This window comes from Pseudoalteromonas sp. OF5H-5 (genome assembly GCF_021530695.1).
Classification (GTDB): domain Bacteria; phylum Pseudomonadota; class Gammaproteobacteria; order Enterobacterales; family Alteromonadaceae; genus Pseudoalteromonas.
Window position 1 is genome coordinate 250,347 of record NZ_JAKGBF010000007.1, and the last position, 19,029, is coordinate 269,375.

15 protein-coding genes are annotated in these 19,029 nt (G+C 44.2%); 6 read left to right on the forward strand and 9 right to left on the reverse strand.

Features of this window, described 5'->3' with window-relative positions; all coding sequences use genetic code 11:
* Positions 1–79: 79 nt before the first annotated feature.
* From L1271_RS12690 to L1271_RS12710, 5 genes are read right to left on the reverse strand one after another with little or no spacing between them, the layout of a single operon-like run.
* Entirely contained in the window at positions 80–2,146 is a 2,067-nt protein-coding gene (locus L1271_RS12690; RefSeq protein WP_010607061.1) for a type IV pilus secretin PilQ, read from the reverse strand.
* Positions 2,136–2,678, reverse strand: a complete 543-nt coding sequence (locus L1271_RS12695; RefSeq protein ID WP_010607060.1) for a pilus assembly protein PilP — start codon at positions 2,676–2,678, stop codon at positions 2,136–2,138. Before L1271_RS12695 ends, L1271_RS12690 begins: the two co-directional genes overlap by 11 nt.
* Complete coding sequence (locus tag L1271_RS12700) at positions 2,675–3,280, reverse strand: type 4a pilus biogenesis protein PilO (RefSeq protein ID WP_010607059.1); 606 nt, start codon at positions 3,278–3,280, stop codon at positions 2,675–2,677. The genes L1271_RS12695 and L1271_RS12700 overlap by 4 nt, the downstream gene beginning before the upstream one ends.
* A gap of 16 nt (positions 3,281–3,296) precedes the next feature.
* The gene (locus L1271_RS12705) at positions 3,297–3,869 is read right to left on the reverse strand and encodes a PilN domain-containing protein (protein WP_235367995.1); all 573 of its coding nucleotides are present in this window, start codon (positions 3,867–3,869) and stop codon (positions 3,297–3,299) included.
* Positions 3,857–4,936 (reverse strand): pilus assembly protein PilM, encoded by a 1,080-nt coding sequence (locus L1271_RS12710; RefSeq protein WP_010368913.1) that lies wholly within the window; start codon positions 4,934–4,936, stop codon positions 3,857–3,859. The genes L1271_RS12705 and L1271_RS12710 overlap by 13 nt, the downstream gene beginning before the upstream one ends.
* 129 nt (positions 4,937–5,065) lie before the next feature.
* Here L1271_RS12710 and L1271_RS12715 point away from each other — a divergent pair, with 129 nt between their 5' ends.
* Positions 5,066–7,522 (forward strand): penicillin-binding protein 1A, encoded by a 2,457-nt coding sequence (locus tag L1271_RS12715; protein ID WP_227386793.1) that lies wholly within the window; start codon positions 5,066–5,068, stop codon positions 7,520–7,522.
* Positions 7,523–7,597: 75 nt separating this feature from the next.
* On the opposite strand, the gene metL is transcribed toward L1271_RS12715, so the two are convergent.
* Both metL and metB read right to left on the reverse strand, forming a co-directional pair.
* Positions 7,598–9,946 carry a bifunctional aspartate kinase/homoserine dehydrogenase II gene (gene metL, locus L1271_RS12720; RefSeq protein WP_102057632.1) on the reverse strand — a complete coding sequence of 783 codons (2,349 nt, stop codon included), beginning with the start codon at positions 9,944–9,946 and terminating at the stop codon, positions 7,598–7,600.
* Between the two features lie 4 nt (positions 9,947–9,950).
* Entirely contained in the window at positions 9,951–11,171 is a 1,221-nt protein-coding gene (gene metB / locus L1271_RS12725) for a cystathionine gamma-synthase (RefSeq protein ID WP_102057633.1), read from the reverse strand.
* A gap of 344 nt (positions 11,172–11,515) precedes the next feature.
* On the opposite strand from metB, the gene metJ reads away from it, so the two are divergent.
* Positions 11,516–11,836, forward strand: a complete 321-nt coding sequence (gene metJ, locus L1271_RS12730; protein ID WP_010368921.1) for a met regulon transcriptional regulator MetJ — start codon at positions 11,516–11,518, stop codon at positions 11,834–11,836.
* A gap of 80 nt (positions 11,837–11,916) precedes the next feature.
* Here the strand turns inward: metJ and L1271_RS12735 are convergent, their stop codons facing one another.
* Both L1271_RS12735 and rpmE read right to left on the reverse strand, forming a co-directional pair.
* Positions 11,917–13,158: a malic enzyme-like NAD(P)-binding protein gene (locus L1271_RS12735; RefSeq protein WP_235367996.1), complete on the reverse strand. Its 1,242-nt coding sequence runs from the start codon at positions 13,156–13,158 to the stop codon at positions 11,917–11,919.
* Positions 13,159–13,930: 772 nt separating this feature from the next.
* Complete coding sequence (rpmE, locus tag L1271_RS12740; protein ID WP_010607053.1) at positions 13,931–14,146, reverse strand: 50S ribosomal protein L31; 216 nt, start codon at positions 14,144–14,146, stop codon at positions 13,931–13,933.
* A gap of 214 nt (positions 14,147–14,360) precedes the next feature.
* Between rpmE and priA the strand changes: the two genes are divergently transcribed.
* The 4 genes from priA to hslU all read left to right on the forward strand — a co-directional run bounded on the left by priA (position 14,361) and on the right by hslU (position 19,005).
* Complete coding sequence (gene priA / locus L1271_RS12745) at positions 14,361–16,532, forward strand: primosomal protein N' (protein WP_235367997.1); 2,172 nt, start codon at positions 14,361–14,363, stop codon at positions 16,530–16,532.
* 13 nt (positions 16,533–16,545) lie between these two features.
* Positions 16,546–17,076 (forward strand): SPOR domain-containing protein, encoded by a 531-nt coding sequence (locus L1271_RS12750; protein WP_010368930.1) that lies wholly within the window; start codon positions 16,546–16,548, stop codon positions 17,074–17,076.
* A 70-nt stretch (positions 17,077–17,146) separates the two neighbouring features.
* Complete coding sequence (gene hslV, locus L1271_RS12755) at positions 17,147–17,665, forward strand: ATP-dependent protease subunit HslV (RefSeq protein ID WP_010368932.1); 519 nt, start codon at positions 17,147–17,149, stop codon at positions 17,663–17,665.
* Positions 17,666–17,676: 11 nt separating this feature from the next.
* On the forward strand, positions 17,677–19,005 hold the full coding sequence (gene hslU / locus L1271_RS12760; protein WP_010368934.1) for an HslU--HslV peptidase ATPase subunit: 1,329 nt from the start codon (positions 17,677–17,679) through the stop codon (positions 19,003–19,005).
* Positions 19,006–19,029: the final 24 nt, after the last annotated feature.

Sequence of the window (19,029 nt, forward strand, 5' to 3'; positions counted from 1 at the left end):
GAGGGGATTATCTCAGTAATCCGTGAACAATTTCAAGTCAAACCACGCAAAAAGCGCAATACTTTTACTGTCAACGGGCCTATAAACTGTCTTGAATGATCTTAGGCGTCACAAATATCAGCAATTCTCGCTTTTCATTAATATCACGAGAGTTCTTAAACAATAGACCTAAATATGGGATATCGCCCAAAATTGGGATCTTACTTACTGCCGTTTTCACTTCTTGCTGATAGATACCACCCAGTACGATAGTTTGACCATTTTCGACCAGTACTTGTGTTTGGATCTCTTGGGTATTGATTGCCGTCGCCGGGCCATTTGGCGTTTGCACGGTATCACCTTTAGTGTCTTGTGTAATCACTAAGTCGAGAATTATTTTATTATCAGGTGTGATTTGCGGTGTCACCTCCAAGCTTAAAACCGCTTTTTTGAAGCTCACCGTCGTTGCACCACTTGATGATGCCTCTACGTAAGGAATCTCTGTACCTTGCTCGATACGCGCCTTTTTCTGGTTAGCTGTCGTGATGCTTGGCGTCGCGATTATCTCACCTTTATTTTCTTGCTCCAGTGCAGACAACTCAAGATCTATCAAAGTGCCATCAGCTAATTTCGCAATGTGCATACCAATACTGCCAGCAGGGACTCCTTTTACGCCTAAATTAACGTTTAAGCGGTTTTCCAAAGACGGAATATTGCCATTGGATAGCGCATTCGCACCGTCTAGCGTACCAGAGATGGCATCACTGCCTTGCTGATCGCTAAAGCCCCAGCGGACACCTAAGTCTTCTTGTACTGTGTCATCTACAGTAACCATGCGTGACTCTATACGCACCTGTTTTACCGGCACATCTAAGGTTTCAACCATCCGACGAACACTTTCAATACTGCGTGAGGTGTCTTTAATTAATAAAGTATTAGTACGTTTATCAACCGATACACTACCACGATGACTAATAATAGAGTTGATATCGGTTTTGAGTAAGTCAGCAAACTCTTCCGCTTTCGCGTAATTAAGTTGAATATACTCGCTATATAATGGTTCCAGCTCTTCGACTTGCTGACGCGCTTGTAATTCCTTGGCTTCTCTAGCAGCGAGCTCTTCAGATGGCGCGACCATCAAAATAGAGCCATCCATACGCTTATCTAGCCCTTTCACACGTAACACAACATCAAGCGCTTGATCCCAAGGTACACCATCTAAACGCAAGGTTATATTGCCAGATACGGTGTCACTCGTTACTAGGTTAAAGTTGTTTGTATCGGCGATGATCTGTAGTACGGAGCGAATTGGAATATCCTGAAAATTCAACGTGATCGGCTGACCTTTATATTCTTTTTTATCGCCAAAGGTTTTATTACCTTCGTCTTTTTCAACTGATAAGGTAAAGATGTTATCAAGCTGTTGATAGGTAAACTTGAATGCCGCATTTGGCTCAATCACAATGCGGCTTTTATTGTCTTCTTTAAAGGTTTCTATGCGAGATACCACAGTGCCAAAATCTAACACATCGAGTTCGTATAGCAGGTCTTCTGCAATATCGATATGGTGGAAGTCCGCAATGATTTTACCACCGCGCTCTTGTACATCGATGGCCGCTTGATTGTGCTCAAGAAACGCAAGTACTTTAGCTTCACCTTTCTCACCGCGACGAAAATCGATAGCTTGAATTTGGTTGATAAACGCAGTGACTTTTTGACTTTGATCTTGTTCAGAGACAATCGGTTTATTAGACACTTCCACTATCACAAGGTTATTCTTAACCTCGGTTTTATATAGCTTCAGCTCATCCATGTTGATGGAAACGGCAAAACCACCATCTCTGAGTTCACTGGTAATGCCTTGAATACCAGCTTTATCAATACTCAAAGCTTTTAAGCTTTCTTCAAACTCAGCCTGCTGGAAAAACAATTCAATACTGGTGCTTTCGCCGACAACACGAACTTGTGGCTCTGTATTGAGTTTTTCATCAAACACCAGTTGTAGCTGAGTTTCCCCTGTCGGAACGGGGTTATAGCGAATGTCATACAACATAGGAATGGCATGCGTAATTGACGAAAGGCCAACTAAGGCAACACCGAGCACAGAACGCCATAATGTTCGAGTGCTTTTAATGGTTGATTTTATAACGTTATTGTTAGTATTCACTCGTGCCACCTTGTTCCGCTTCTAACATTTCCACTTTTGTTAGCCTTTCTTTCCAACATCCCGTTCCATCTGGGATCAATTCTAATAATTCTAAATGATCGGCATGTACACTCAGCACTTTGCCATGATACAGGCCCATATATTCACCACGCTTTACACGATACAAGCCTTGCGTCGCCGCTTCGATTAGCGCCCAACGACCATCAGACTTGGCAATAATGCCTTTCATACGTAGATTATCCAACGGAAATTTCTCCAATGGATAGCGATCTCTATCTGGATCTGGGTGTAAACAGTTTTTAATTTGAACTAGCTTATTTTCAATCACTTCAGGCTGGGGCGCAACAAAAGGGCTACGCAATTCTGAAGCGCTATACTTAAATGGCTCATAATTTTGCATTTCAGGTATAGGCTCGATTTTTGGTGTTGAGCTTGCTTTTACCTGATCAATAAATTCTTTTTGTTCTGCAGTACTATCATTACAACCCGAGATGAACATCAACGAGGTCACGCAGAGCATCAGTCGGATCATTTCTGACCTCCTTGCTCATAACGATAAGTTTTTGCCACAACACTAAATACCAGCTCGCCATTTCCTGCATTTTCGATTCTAAAATCATGTAGGCTGACTATACGAGGTAATTCAGATACCTTACTCACAAACTGACCAAATTCATGATACTTACCTATCACTTCTAGCTTAATCGGCAATTCGGTATAAAACTCTTTACGTACCTCTGGCATCCAGCCAATTTTTAGGAAGGTTAATCCGCTTGAGGTACCAACGTAAGTCAGATCATCAAGTAGTCCAGGCGTTTCGTTGGAGCTTGGCAGTCGTCTCAACAGCTCAGTGAATTGCGCTTCCATATCAATCATTTGCTGTTTATATAGCTCTAGATTGTTTGCTCTTGCGTATTTAATCCGGTAGCTCGTTCTCAGCTCTTGCTCTTTTTTAACCGCTTGGTCGTAGCGGTCAATGGAACTTGAGACCATCAGGTTATAACCCAATACCATCATTAGTAAAACCACCAGAACGGAGCATAAAACTTTTACAGGAAATGGCCAATGACCAATATTATCGAGCTCCAGCTCATTCCAATCTATTTCTTTTAAACTGTTTAAGTCAAAATTCATGCACTGTGCCTCCGCCCTATTTCGCTTTATCGGCTAAGTGGATGTCGTCATGAGACTTAATATAAAAATGCATCGTAAAATCACTCAGTAATTTTGAACTTTGCTCACCGGCTACTATGCCTTGGATCACCGGCCGCTCTATTAAATATGATGATTCAACTTGTCGTAGCATTTGCGATAAGCGGTTGTTTGATTCACTCCGACCAATGACTTTGATCATATTGTCTTGTCGTTCAAGACTGGTGAGATAAACCCCAGCCGGAACTACTCGTGCTATTTCATCGATAATTTGCGTGCCGAGACTACGGTTGAGTTGTAGCTCTTCAATAAGCCGAATACGGCGTTGTAAATTTTCTTTTTGCTTATTCAGATCGTTAATCGCGACAATCCGTGAATCTAGTTGAGTGATCTCACTTTCGAGATAGCGGTTTTTAATTTCTTGCCCGGTTTTCAAGCCGTCATAGAAGCTGCCAAGCAAGTACATTAACAACAGACAAGCCGCGATGATCACCGCAATGATAGTCAAAAAGATTTGTTGCGACGCTTGCCTTTGCTGCTCGCGCCAAGGAAGCAAATTTATATGTGGCATGATGAGAAGCTCCTTAATGCCAAGCCTGTCGCTAAGGCGAATTGCGCTTTATGCTTTTGCAGCACATGCCTATCTACTTTTGGTGCAATCTCCATATCAGTAAACGGGTCTGCCACTATTGTGTGGATCCCAAGCTCATCAATGAGCAGTTTATCTAAGCCATCCACTAAAGCCGTTCCACCCGTCAACACGATGTAATCGATATGATCTTTACCACTGGTCGTCATAAACATTTGCACTGCTCGACGAATTTGCTGCAGCATAGAAGTTTGGAAAGGAGCCAAGACTTCAAAGGTATAGTTTGGAGGTAAATCCCCCGTCGTTTTCGCCAGTTCTGCTTCATCGTAGGTTTTGTTGTAATAAGCAACAATGCTGTTGGTATATTGCTCACCACCAAACACTTGGTCACGAGTGTAAATCGTTTTCCCAGATTGAATAACGCTAATCAGCGTAAGCACTGCGCCAATATCTATCATTGCTACGATTTTATCAAAGGCATCATTTGGCAGTTCAGGGTAAATGACGTCCATGGCTCTACTTAGTGCGTAGTTTTCTACATCAACAACTTTCGCTTTGAAACCCGCTTCTTCCAATGCGCCAACCCGTGCTTGCACGCTTTCGGTACGAGCCGCAGAGAGCAGCACATTCATTTTTGACGGATCGGCTTCGTTTACTCCAATTTTTTCAAAATCTAGACTAACTTCATCTAACGGGTAAGGGATCAGGCTATCTGCTTCAATCGCTATCTGGGACTCGAGTTCAGCATCAGTTAATGACACATCCATAAAGATCACTTTTGTAATCACGGTCTGACCGGATACGGCAACTGCTGCATATTGCGTGAGCTTTGGAATGCGCCGCTTCATTTTAGTTATCGCGTTGCCGATCGCTTCAATGTCTTGAATGGCCCTTTCATTTACTGCTCCTTTCGGAATAGGTTCAATCGCAACGGCTTCTACTCGGTAGCTGGAACTTGTCTTCGACAGCAACACCGCTTTGACACAATGGGAACCGATATCGATCCCTATCATCAGAGGTGCTTGTTTTTTTAGTAGTTGGCTCAGCATGTGAAGCGCCCGTTTCCTTTTAAGACTGTGTACCATAAAAATTTAGCACACAAAAATATTAATCGTTTTTTAATCAAGATATACTAGCAGTGTCTACCTGTAATTGGGAGTCTAACTAGGGATAATTCCGTGAAATTATTGAAAAGATTTTTACAATTCGTTTTTGTTTGTACCCTTTTAGGCGTGTTGACACTTATCAGTCTTTATTATTATGTCAAATCTGACATACCAAGTGTAGAGGTTTTGAAAGATGTTCAACTACAAACACCCATGCAAGTCTTTACACGAGACGGAAAACTCATCAATCAGTTTGGTGAAAAGCGCAGGATCCCTGTACGTTTGCAGGATGTTCCACTCCCCATGCGCAAGGCATTCTTAGCGACAGAAGATAACCGTTTTTACGATCATTTCGGTATTGATCCGATAGGTATCGTCCGCTCCGCTTTAGTGCTTATCACCACAGGACAAAAAAAGCAGGGAGCCAGTACGCTCACCATGCAACTTGCCAGAAACTTTTTCTTAACAAGAGAGAAAGCCTATATTCGTAAAGTGAAAGAAATCTTTATTGCGTTGCATATTGAGCAGCTATTAACGAAAGACGAAATTTTTGAGCTTTACTTAAACAAAATTGAACTGGGTAATCGCGCCTTTGGTATCGGTGCTGCAGCGCAAGTCTACTACGGTCGCTCACTATCAGAATTAACTTTAGCAGAAATGGCAATGATTGCAGGCCTGCCAAAAGCGCCTTCTGCGTTAAATCCAATTCGTAACCCAGAGCGCGCGCAATTGCGCCGGAATGTTGTGCTCGGACGAATGCTTGCAGAAAAGTATATTACTCGAGCAGAATATGATGAGGCAACACAAGCTCCTATCACGGCTAAATTCCATGGCGCCGAAATCGAGCTGTATGCACCTTATATTTCTGAAATGGTTCGCGCCTATATGGTTGAGCGTTATGGTACTGATAAGGCTTACAACTCTGGCATGAAAGTTTACACCAGTGTGGAATCAGACATGCAACAGGCTGCTCAGCATGCATTAGTTGATAATTTACATGCCTACGATATGCGTCACGGCTTTAGAGGCGCAGAAGAAACCTATTGGCATGCTGAAACGGAATCGCCGCTAAGCCATGAAGGCATTATTACTCGCCTTAAAAAGGTCAATGAAATTGGGCCGTTAAAAGCAGCTGTGGTGCTAAGCATTGCAGAGAAAACGGCCGACCTGCTCTTAAAAACCGGTGAGCAAATTACATTGGAATGGTCAGGCTTAAGTTGGGCCAGACAATACATCAGTGAAACGCGTCAAAGCTTACCACCAAAAACAACCGCAGATATCCTCGCGCCGGGCATGCAAGTGTTTGTCCGTAAACAAGACGACGGCTGGATGTTAAGTCAGTTGCCACAGGCATCCAGTGCCCTCGTCTCACTCGACCCGCAGGATGGGCGTGTAAAGGCGATTGTGGGTGGCTACAGCTTTGAGCTTAGCCAATACAATCGCGCTACCCAAGCTAAGCGTCAGGTGGGTTCAAACATCAAACCCTTTATTTATTCATCCGCATTAGAAAATGGCTATACCCTAGCCACCATTCTTAATGATGCCCCGATTAATCATTGGGACAGAAGCGTTGGCGTGGCTTGGCGTCCGAAGAATAGCCCTGAAGTGTATAACGGCCCAATCCGTATTCGCCGAGCGCTTGCACAATCGAAAAACGTGGTATCTGTTCGTTTGATCAAAGGCGTTGGCATAAATAAGGCTGCTGATCATTTGCTTAAATTTGGTTTCCAAGACGCAGATATTAATCGCAGCGAGTCGTTGGCACTTGGTAGTGCAGCACTGACTCCTATTGAAATGGCGCGCGGCATGGCCACTTTTGCCAACGGCGGTCACCTCATTGAGCCGTATTTTATCGATAAAATTACCGACTCATTCGGCACTGAGCTGGGTTCTGCAGAGCCGCTATTGGTCTGCGACGAACAGCAGATGGAAGAACAACCTGAGCGCTGTGCACCGCAAGTGATTTCGGAGCAAAACGCATTTCTGATTGCTGATGCGCTTCACAGTGCTATCTGGGGTGGTGGTAGCTGGAAACACGATACGGGCTGGAGCGGCACAGGCTGGCGTGGTCAATGGTTAAAACGTCGTGACCTTGCTGGAAAAACGGGTACCACCAATGACTCAGTAGATACTTGGTTTACGGGCTTTAACCGTAATGTCCTCACCACAGTCTGGGTTGGCTTTGACGATGCGAGTAAATCCTTGGGTCGTGCGGCCTACAACGCTAACCTTGGTAATAATCAACTTGTTGGCGCAGAAGCCGGAGCGATTTCAGCACAACCTGCTTGGATAGACTTTATGCGTGAGGCGCTTAAAGACGAGCCTTTGGCTCCAATAGAGCCGCCTCCTGGGCTTATTTCAACTCGGATTGACTTAAAGACAGGGCTTTTGTCTCGCAAGAACGATTACACATCTCGGTTTGAATATTTCGAGCAAGGTACGGCCCCAACCAAGTACGTATTGGATACGGATAGCAGCACACCGTTTGACGATACCGCGCCGCTACCGACTCACGAAGAGTTATTCTAAAATAGAAATGCCGATACAGATGTATCGGCATTTTTGTCTTATACCAGTTGTATTATATCTATTTTCTTAAAAGAGTTATTTTAGATTTTGCGTCAGCCAGAATAAATCGGAATGTATTCCCGCTGCTGTCACTTCTTTACCTGCCCCCGGGCCTTGGATCACCAGCGGGTTTTGTTCATACCATTTAGTGTGGATCACAAAAATATTATCACCCGGCGTTAAATTCGCGATTGCCGAGCCATTTGGTACCTGTGCAATGCCTACTTTTGCAGAGACTTTGCCATTGCTTGCAATTTCAAGCGCACCAGTATAACGAAGCGCAGCGTCATTCGCTGTGGCCTTTGCATAGTGTGTCGCATAAAAGTCATCGAGTTGCTGGCGATTTTCTAAAAACGTTTGCCATGAACCCACACTCAATGACTCAGGCATTAACGCCTCTAATTCAATATCGTCAAGCTCAAGTTCAATGTCTAACTCTCTTGCTAAGATCAAAAGCTTACGCTGCATATCACGGCCAGATAGATCTTCGCGCGGATCGGGCTCAGTAAAACCAAGTTCTTGCGCCCCGAGCACTAGCTCAGAAAATGCTTCAGAACCATCATAGCGACTACACAGCCAAGATAAAGTGCCGGAAAAGACGCCTTCAATTCTCACCACTTCATCGCCACTATTTTGCAGATCAGCCAACGCAAAGTTAATGGGTAGACCTGCGCCAACACTGGTGTTGTAACGCCATAACAGGTTACGCTCTTGTAACTGCTGACGCAGCTTGGAGTACCAACCTTGTTGTGCCGTGCCGGCATATTTATTAGCGCTGATCAAATGGCAGTCATGTTCAACAAACTGCGGATACAACTCGCTGAAACGCTCGCTCGCAGTAATATCGACCACCACTTTATGCTCGTAATCTAGCTCTTTAATACGAGTGAATAGCTCTGCTTCATTATATTCGATGGCCTCATTTTGCCATTGCTGTTGCCACGATGCTAAATTCAACCCGCTTGGACAGAACAACATTTGCTTAGAACGCAGTAAGCCAACCAACTTAAGATCAAAGTGCTCACTCAGCTTAGCGACTTGGTTTTTACATTGTTCGATAAACACTTCACCCACATTGCCAACACCAGCTACAATCACAGCAAGCTCTCTGCCTTTATTGACCAAACGTTCGTGCAATATAGCAAGTAGATCGCTATCAATTGCTTGATCGGTTAACACTAAGCTGTAATGGCGCTCTTGCAGCACAAAACGGGTGACAATCGCATGTTCATCCAATAATTCCAGAGCTTGCTGATGTAAGCCAGCAACATCCTGACTTGGGGCAACAATAGCAAAGCCTTGTACTTGCGACTCAATAATATTGGCTCGCGAATCCAGCGCTTTAATCACAACATGGCTAAACTCAGATGGCACCAGTAAGTGTGCCTCTCCACCTTTAACAAAATGATGAATGCTATGTTGAATAAGCTGGCTTAGCTGTTTCACTTCACCACTTTTTAGCTGCTCAACGCGTAACAGGTCAAGTTGTCCAAAAGTGGTAATAAAGCGCTTCTCTTTGCTATAGCCTGCCTTTACTATCTCAGTGCCAAGTGCATCGGCGTCAAAGCTGCTGCGAACTTGCAGTTTTATATCGGTATCTTTAAGTGGAGACAGCGTTTTTGCATGTAGTACTGGATTACCTAATCGTGCGAGTAATTCAGCTTGGCCACGACATACCTTTGTGTATTTTATGGCATTGGCGACTTTACGTGGATCAGTGCTGAATACACCCGTTGTATCCGTCCAAATTGATACTTGAGCCGCATCAAGATAACTTGCCAACAAAGTCGCGCTATAGTCACTGCCATTTCGGCCTAAAGTCACCGTTTCACCTTGTGCATTTGCGGCAATAAAACCGGTAACGATATAGATAGCGTGATCATCAATTGCGCGATAGCACGCTTCTTTGTTATGGGCGTGTAGTAACACCCCCTCTTGTTGTACAAATAACGTACGAGCGTCGATAGCTTTGGCTTCGATACCTTGAGAACTTAGGTAGTTTGCTAATATACGAGCCGACCATAGCTCTCCATGTGCAAGTAAACTCGCGTAGTGAAGATGCTGTTCTTCTCGTCCTGAAGCGATTGCTTGCAGCTCATTGACAAGCTGTTTGAGTAACACACTGTGTTGTTCACCTACAAACAGGGCATCAATTAATTCACGTTGATGATTTTCAACTTGTAATAAAACATCGTTGAATGCGCGAACATCTTGCTGCTCAAAGCTTTGCCATAACTTCACTAGGGTATTCGTTGTTTTTCCTGCAGCAGAAACCACAACACTGTCACCTAGTTGACATTGCTCTAACACTATCTTGGCAACCGCCTGATAACGCTCTGGCGAGCTTAAACTCGAACCACCAAACTTATGTACTACTTTTGCCATTTACTCACCACAACGCTACTGTATGTGCAGGCGTTAATTTGAATGACTTAGCATCATCACTCGCCTGACTTTCATCAATACATGCAAATCCCGCTTCCAGATCTGCAATGAGATCCTGTGCATCTTCAATGCCTACAGAAATACGAATCAACGTGTCACCCACTCCCGCTTCTAAACGTGCTTGCGGATCCATACCCGCGTGTGTCATCGTCGCTGGATGACAAATAAGACTCTCAACCCCACCTAAAGATTCTGCCAATGAAAAGTGCGTTAGAGACGTTAAAAACTTCGCAGATGTTTGCAGATCGCCTTTGATATCAAAGCTCACCATGCCACCAAAGCCGAGCTGTTGTTTTTTCGCAAGTTCGTGTTGAGGATGCGACTCAAGGCCAGGGTAATAAACTTGGCTAACATACGGCGACTTTTCTAAATATTCTGCAATAAGCTGAGCATTTTCTTGATGTTGGCGTAAACGCACATTTAAGGTGCGCAGTCCACGTAGGGTAAGGTAACTATCAAAAGGTGCACCGGTAATACCGATATTATTCGCCCACCAAGCTAACTCATCACCCAATTCCTGTGTACGCGCGATCACCGCGCCCCCCACTACATCAGAATGACCATTGATATATTTAGTGGTTGAATGCACGACGACATCCACGCCAAAGGCAATGGGGTTTTGTAATGCAGGAGACAAGAAGGTGTTGTCAGCGGCGACCAAAGCCCCCACAGCGTGTGCTGCATTTACGACAGCTTCTATATCCGTTAACCGCAAAATTGGGTTACTTGGTGTTTCAATCCAAACTAATTTAGGTTTGATCTGCTGCAGCTGCGCAAGACTTTCAGGTTGCGTGAGATCCAAGACTGTTAATTTGAGTAATCCACGCTTTGCAAGCGATGTAAACAAGCGATAGCTACCACCATAGCAGTCATGTGGAATAACCAGCGTATCGTCATGGTTAAGCAGTTGAGTTACTAGGTGAACGGCAGCCATGCCAGTGGCGGTAATAATACCACGAGCACCACCTTCAAGTTCGGTAAGTGCCTGTGCAAGCACATCACGATTAAAGTTACCGCTGCGGCCATAATCGTAGTCGCGTTTGGTATCAAAATCGGCAAAAGAATAGGTGGTAGAAAGGTAAAGCGGTGGCACTACTGCCCCATGCGCTTTATCAGCTTCTATACCGTGACGCACTGCTACCGTCGATTTATTAACTTGACTCATAAGGTCACCTAGATAGTTGGATGTTTAGACGTCTAAAAGGTTAGAACAACAGAAACCAGAAGTCAAAACATTTATACTGCTAAATGGCTAAATAACTAGTATTTGACTATCTTTTTTAAACCGATAAAATTTCGCCACTCTAGGCGTTGCTAATACGACTGAGTTATTGAAAACTATGGCAGAGATTCTTCTATCTCGCTATGGCGGATTAGTTTATTCATCTATTTGAGTTTGGGATTTATCTTTAATTCGTAAGGTTATCCCTATATTCATGCGGTTGGTGAATAATGTAGACCAGAACCCAGTCATATTGGCATTGATGTAACTGAGGCAAGTACACAATTATGGCAAAATGGAACGGTGAGTATATTCACCCATATGCAGAACACGGTAAGAAAGCAGAGCAAGTAAAAAAGATCACGGTGAGCATACCTCTGAATGTACTCAAAGTGCTAACTGATGAGCGTACACGTCGCCAAGTGAATAACTTACGTCATGCCACGAACAGTGAGCTTTTATGTGAGGCGTTTCTACATGCCTTCACAGGCCAGCCACTGCCGAGCGATGAAGACTTGAGAAAAGATAATCCAGAGCGTATTCCTTTAGAGGTAAGACAAATAATGGAAGAGCGCGGTTTGGAGATCCCAGAAATAAACGAAGAGTGATAACTACTCTTTCGCTCTGGAAATACAGACACAAAAAAAGCCTCAATCGAGGCTTTTTCATTTGAATAATACCAATGGTATTATTCCATATATCCAGCTGGCATATCGATTTGTGCCACGCCTGATTCAATTGCAGCTATCGCTACCGCTTTTGCGATACGAGGTAACAAACGTGGATCCATTGGTTTTGGAATAATATACTCAGGACCAAACTCTAGACTATCTACGTCAGCCGCTTTTAACACTTCAGCAGGTACAGGCTCTTTCGCAATCGTTCTAATTGCTTCAACCGCTGCAATCTTCATCTCGTCATTGATAGCGGTTGCGCGTACATCAAGCGCACCACGGAAGATAAACGGGAAACACAGTACGTTATTTACTTGGTTTGGATAATCCGAGCGGCCTGTCGCCATGATCAAATCATTACGTGCACCGTGTGCAACTTCAGGGCTGATCTCAGGGTCTGGGTTAGAACAAGCGAATACCACTGGCTTGTCAGCCATTAGCTTTAGATCCTCAGCAGAAAGTAAGTCTGGGCCAGAAACACCAACAAATACGTCCGCATCCGCAATCACGTCTTGTAACGTACGCTTATCCGTGTTGTTTGCAAACAGCTCTTTGTATTCATTTAGGTCATCACGACGAGTATGGATCACGCCTTTTCTGTCCAGCATATAGATGTGCTCACGTTGGGCACCGCATTTGATCAGTAATTCCATACAAGCAATAGCGGCTGCACCCGCGCCAAGACACACAATAATCGCATCATGAATATCTTTACCTTGGATTTCCAACGCATTCAGCATACCCGCAGCGGTTACAATTGCAGTGCCGTGCTGATCATCATGGAATACAGGAACGTCACAACGTTCAATTAGCGCGCGCTCAATTTCAAAACACTCTGGCGCTTTAATATCTTCAAGGTTAATACCACCAAATGTGTCTGCGATATTTGCCACAGTATTGATGAAGTCTTCAGTGGTGTTGTGCTTAACTTCGATATCGATTGAATCAAGGCCCGCAAAACGCTTAAATAATAGTGCCTTACCTTCCATAACAGGCTTTGACGCCAAAGGACCTAAGTTACCCAAGCCAAGAATTGCCGTACCATTACTGATCACCGCAACCATATTTCCTTTACCCGTGTAACGGTATGCATTCGCCGGATCAGCCGCGATTTCACGTACTGGCTCTGCAACACCTGGGCTGTATGCAAGTGCCAAGTCTTTTACGGTCTCGGCAGGTTTAGTGAGTTCAACACTGATTTTACCTGGAACGGGCTTCTCGTGATAATCTAGAGCTTGTTGACGAAAGTCTGTCATGGCGCGATATTTTCCTACGAAGTTAATGTGAGAGTGTGGTAAACGTTCGCATTCTGAATGTTGGCAACCTAGCTAGCTGGTTACAGCAACACACAGTGCGATTAACTATATGAGCGACGACATTCAACCACTCAACAAGCGTATGTGCTTTGCTGTCGCGGTATGTCAATAGGACATATAGTTAATCGACCGTATTCACACAATACCGAGTTTTGCTCATTATTCAAGTAAAATCAGGTCTATCCACTAGCATGGTATTTTCTATACTTTTCCGAGAAGATAAGCTCAATTTTAAGAAATATTTCACAAATAAAATGACTAAAACTTAAAAAACAAGACGCTAAAACCAGCACAGAATGTATAAAATTAGCACAAATGTACACCAACTATAAAAACAATAAGAAAATAGCAACTTAACTAACTTTAACGTCAAGATACCGACATTTAATCGCAATATACTGACTTTAGTTTATATTAAGTGCTCATACCTGATAGTATTTACTATATGAGCTTTGATTATTTTCACAACTTAAGCTCGTAAATGTTCAATATTTATCTGCTAAATAGAGTTTTTACTCTACCCAAGAGATCAGTAAAGTTTTGCTGCCAAACTGGCAAGTTTTTTATTTTAGAAGAATAAAAGACACAATAAGACGGGATGACTGACGGTCTATCTGCTGATGCAGAATAGGATGTATAAATCGAGAAGGTATTTTCAAACAGGCACAAAAAAAGCACCCTAAAGGTGCTTTTTTCGACTAGACCAACAAGATTACTTCTTGCTGCTAAGTGCACCGAAACGCTTGTTAAAGCGATCTACACGGCCACCTGTGTCAAGGATCTTCTGCTTACCAGTGTAGAACGGGTGACATGCAGAACATACGTCTAGGTGAATATCTTTACATAGCGTTGAACGAGTTTCGAACTTGTTACCGCAAGAGCACGATGCAGTGATCGTCTCGTAATTAGGGTGAATACCTTCTTTCATAGCAACCTCTAGTTAAGGCCGTATCGCTCTCCAAACCCGAAGTCTGGCACCATACGTAGTTATACAAAAATGTGGACGCGTATTTTAGTGCTTAACTGAACAATCTACAAGCAATATTTCAGAGTTTTTTATCACCGTCGCAGAGTACGTTTTCAATTCGTACCACCTTAGGTATATACTTCGTCACTGCGCTCACTTTATGGAATTGTAATACATGCTCATTCTTGAAGTAGCTTTAAAGCTGCCACTGCACCGAACATTCGACTATTTGCTAGCACCAACCATGCAAGTTGAAGCAGGAATGAGAGTCACCGTCAATTTTGCCAACCGTCGCTGCACTGCGATTGCACTTGCTAAAAAAGACGACACCGATGTACCAAAAGAAAAGCTCAAGCAAATTATTGAGGTGTTGGACGAGCACCCTGTCTTTAATCAAGCACAACTTAGCTTCTTACACTTTGTCTCTCAGTATTACTGTCATCCAATTGGTGATACCTTATTCACAGCACTACCGGCGGTACTCAGAGATGGAGGAAGCCCAGACAAAACTCAGATCCCCATCGTCAGATTAACGGAAAAAGGCCAGAAACTACCAACACTGCGAGCCAAAAAGCAACAAGCGCTGCTTTCCCAATTATATGAAGGTGGCGCAATAAAATTAAGCGAACTCAAAGCGCTCGGATTTGCTAGCCAAACAATTAAAGCATTGGAAGAAAAAGCGCTTATCTCACAATCTATTGAGCATGATAGTGATTGGTCGCAAAACGAATTACAGCTAGGCGAAAAGCCACGCCTAAACGACCAGCAAGCGACTATTTGCAGCGCCGTTAATGCACAAGTCGGTTACCGTACCTTTTTAATCGAAGGTGTAACGGGAAGTGGTAAAACCGAAGTCTACTTACAGAGCCTTGAAAACATAATAAAAGCGGGTAAACAAGCACTGATCTTGGTGCCTGAAATTGGACTCACACCGCAAACAGTCAACCGCTTCAAAAAGCGCTTTAATAACCTGCCCATTGATTTATGGCACTCAAATCTAACCGATAATGAGCGCCTACATACTTGGCGTCGCGCCGAAAAGGGTCTGAGCGCTTTGGTTATCGGTACTCGCTCGGCCGTTTTTTTGCCATTTCAAAATCTCGGCATGATCATCGTTGACGAAGAGCACGACAACTCGTTTAAACAGCAAGAAGGCCTGCGCTATCACGCCAGAGATCTCGCTGCATTTCGAGCGCATCAGGCACACTGCCCTTTGCTTTTGGGAACCGCAACACCGGCATTAGAAACATTACACAAAGCCATTACCAACAAATATCAACTCGTCACACTGAGTAAACGAGCGCAGACCCAGCACGACAACCAATTTCACCTTGTCGACATGAAAGGTCAGCCAGAACAAGGCGGGTTTTCACCAATGAGTTTACATTGGATGGAAAAAACACTCGCTCGCGGTAAGCAAGTTATGGTGTTTCTAAATCGTCGGGGCTTTGCACCAACATTGATGTGTCACGAATGCGGATGGCTTAATACCTGTAAACATTGCTCTACCAGCGCCACGTACCATAAAAATATGAACCGCTTGGTATGTCACCATTGCGGTGAGCAGGACTTTGTACCGAGACAGTGTCCAGATTGCGGCAGCACCCAAATCATGCCCACAGGGCTTGGTACAGAACAACTCGAAGGCTTTTTAAGCGAACGCTTCACTGATATTCCGGTCACTCGCATTGACCGAGATTCTACGCGCCGTAAGGGCAGCCTTGAAAGCGCCCTTGAAGAAATTAATCAAGGTGGCGCGCGAATTCTGGTCGGCACTCAAATGCTTGCCAAGGGCCACCACTTTGCCGATGTCAGCCTTGTGATTATCTTGGATGTGGACTCAGGACTTTACTCTTGTGACTTTAGAGCAACCGAGCAAATGGCACAGCTCATTACGCAAGTTGCTGGACGAGCCGGACGTGCCGGTGAAGCGGGAACCGTGTTATTGCAAACGCATTTTCCAGAACATCCATTATTGCAAGATTTAATTAATAATGGTTATGGCGACTTCGCGCGATATGCCTTACAAGAGCGTGAAGAAGCTATGCTTCCCCCCTTCGCACACTTAGCTATCATCCGCGCCGAGGCAACAAATATAAATACAGTATTGCGCTTTTTGTCGGATTTGGTTCCTGCTACCCCCTATCCTGGTATACAATTGCTGGGTCCAATTCCAGCACCACTTGAACGAATAGCTGGAAAGTTCAGATATCAATTACACATACACGCACAACAACGCACTGTGCTGCGGGACTACCTTTCGCAACTTGCGCGCTATATCGCTACGCATGAGTCTGCCAATCGAGTACGCTGGAGCATAGATGTTGATCCAATGGATAGCTATTAAAATCAAATAACCTATGGCACAGCACGATTACATCAATAAGAAACCTAAAGGCAAGGGGAAAGACAAGCCAGAAAAATCGGCGAAATTTCCTGTTATTGCTGCTATTTTTGCATTTCTACTAATCGGAGGGTTTGCCTACGGTCTTTGGTTTATAAAAACCAATGCCGATCCTAAAGAAGTAGAGCAAGCCAAAAACCCACACCCAGTTGCCGAGCAAAAGGTTAGTAAACCAAAGCCTCGCCCACCTGAGTTCATTGAAGAAATTAAAAATCATGAAATCAAGGTCGAGGTTAAAGAGATCGAGAGCAAAGGTCCCTATCAAATGCAGTGTGGTTCATTTAGAACCCATAGCCAAGCCGAAGCCATGAAAGCCAAAGTTGCGTTTGCTGGATTAATCGCGGAGATCCGTCGTACCGAAGGGAGTAACGGTGTCTGGTATCGTGTCCGTCTTGGCCCCTACGATACCAAGCGTTTAGCAGAAAGCGATAAAAACAAATTGCAGCGCGTTGGGATATTTGGCTGCGGGATTTGGGGCTGGACTTGATTTTTATAAGTCTACCCATATTTCCTACTAATCTAGAGTTACACGGGCACAGGCCCAGATAAGGATTACTATGACTACCATCGTTAGTGTTCGTCGCGATGACAAAGTGGTTATCGGCGGTGATGGCCAAGTTTCGCTTGGTAACACAGTTATGAAAGGCAACGCACGTAAAGTACGTCGTCTATACAATGGTAAAGTACTGGCAGGTTTCGCTGGCGGTACAGCTGATGCATTTACATTATTTGAACGCTTTGAAGCAAAGCTAGAGATGCACCAAGGCCATCTCACTAAAGCAGCCGTAGAAATGGCAAAAGACTGGCGTACCGACAGAGCATTAAGAAGGCTTGAAGCCCTACTTGCGGTAGCCGATGAAACCGCCTCGCTAATCATCACAGGTAACGGCGATGTGGTGCAGCCAGAGCATGACCTTATTGCTATCGGCAGTGGTGGTAACTTCGCACAGGCGGCTGCAACCGCACTACTTGAAAATACAGACTTAAGTGCGAAAGAAATCGTGGAAAAGAGCCTGAAGATCGCCGGCGATATCTGCGTATTTACCAATAATTTCCAAACTATCGAAGAATTGTAATAGGACTCGTCATGACAGCTATGACTCCAAGAGAGATTGTGCACGAGCTTGATCAACACATTATCGGTCAGGACAAAGCCAAAAAAGCCGTCGCGATTGCACTGCGCAACCGTTGGCGTCGCATGCAGCTTGATGAAGAGCTGCGTGCAGAAGTTACACCAAAGAATATTTTGATGATCGGCCCAACGGGTGTGGGTAAAACTGAGATTGCCCGCCGTCTAGCAAAGCTTGCTAACGCACCATTTATCAAAGTAGAAGCGACTAAGTTCACCGAAGTGGGTTATGTTGGTAAAGAAGTTGAGACCATCATCCGCGATCTAGTCGAAGTTTCTTTTAAGCTAACACGTGAACAACAAACCAAGAAATTCAAATTCCGCGCTGAAGAAGCCGCCGAAGAGCGTATTTTAGATGCACTTTTGCCACCAGCAAAAGACGCTTATGGTGAGTCTCAGCCAAATGAAAACTCGTCAACACGCCAAGTATTTCGTAAGAAACTACGTGAAGGTCAGTTAGACGACAAAGAAATTGAGATCGACATCGCAGAAACGGCGCCTCATGTTGAGATCATGTCACCTCCTGGTATGGAAGAAATGACCAGCCAGCTACAGAGCATGTTCCAAAACATGTCGGGTGACAAGAAAAAGAACCGTAAGCTGAAGATTAAAGAAGCACTTAAGCTATTGATTGAAGAAGAAGCTGCAAAGCTTGTTAATCCAGAAGAGCTTAAAGAGCAAGCTATTGAGTCAGTTGAACAAAACGGTATCGTGTTTATTGATGAAATCGATAAAATTTGTAAGCGTGGTGAATCTTCTGGCCCAGATGTTAGCCGTGAAGGTGTACAACGCGACTTACTACCACTTATCGAAGGTTCAACCGTTAATACTAAACACGGCATGGTAAAAACCGACCACATTTTATTTATCGCGTCAGGTGCGTTCCAAATGGCCAAGCCGTCGGATTTAATCCCTGAACTACAAGGTCGTTTACCTATTCGCGTTGAACTAGAAGCACTAACTGCGGGTGATTTCAAACGTATTCTAACTGAGCCAAATGCATCTCTTACAGAGCAGCAACAAGCGCTACTGAAAACAGAAGACGTCACTATCGACTTTACCGATGACGCTATCACTAAACTGGCTGAAGCTGCATATCAGGTCAACGAGAAAACTGAAAACATCGGTGCGCGTCGCCTTCACACTGTGATGGAAAAACTGATGGAAGAGATTTCATTCGATGCCAGTGAAAAGGCCGGTGATACCTTGACAATTGATGCCGCCTACGTTGAACAGCATTTAGACATGCTTGTTCAGGATGAAGATTTAAGCCGCTTCATTCTGTAAATTAAAATCAAAAGCGGAGCCTTG

Coding starts and splice junctions, on each gene's coding strand:
- L1271_RS12710 (WP_010368913.1), bottom strand. CDS start 4,936: ATGCTGAGCCAACTACTAAAAAAACAAGCACCTCTGATGATAGGGATC.
- rpmE (WP_010607053.1), bottom strand. CDS start 14,146: ATGAAAGAAGGTATTCACCCTAATTACGAGACGATCACTGCATCGTGC.
- hslV (WP_010368932.1), top strand. CDS start 17,147: ATGACTACCATCGTTAGTGTTCGTCGCGATGACAAAGTGGTTATCGGC.
- hslU (WP_010368934.1), top strand. CDS start 17,677: ATGACAGCTATGACTCCAAGAGAGATTGTGCACGAGCTTGATCAACAC.
- L1271_RS12750 (WP_010368930.1), top strand. CDS start 16,546: ATGGCACAGCACGATTACATCAATAAGAAACCTAAAGGCAAGGGGAAA.
- L1271_RS12705 (WP_235367995.1), bottom strand. CDS start 3,869: ATGCCACATATAAATTTGCTTCCTTGGCGCGAGCAGCAAAGGCAAGCG.
- priA (WP_235367997.1), top strand. CDS start 14,361: ATGCTCATTCTTGAAGTAGCTTTAAAGCTGCCACTGCACCGAACATTC.
- L1271_RS12735 (WP_235367996.1), bottom strand. CDS start 13,158: ATGACAGACTTTCGTCAACAAGCTCTAGATTATCACGAGAAGCCCGTT.
- L1271_RS12700 (WP_010607059.1), bottom strand. CDS start 3,280: ATGAATTTTGACTTAAACAGTTTAAAAGAAATAGATTGGAATGAGCTG.
- L1271_RS12695 (WP_010607060.1), bottom strand. CDS start 2,678: ATGATCCGACTGATGCTCTGCGTGACCTCGTTGATGTTCATCTCGGGT.
- metB (WP_102057633.1), bottom strand. CDS start 11,171: ATGAGTCAAGTTAATAAATCGACGGTAGCAGTGCGTCACGGTATAGAA.
- metL (WP_102057632.1), bottom strand. CDS start 9,946: ATGGCAAAAGTAGTACATAAGTTTGGTGGTTCGAGTTTAAGCTCGCCA.
- metJ (WP_010368921.1), top strand. CDS start 11,516: ATGGCAAAATGGAACGGTGAGTATATTCACCCATATGCAGAACACGGT.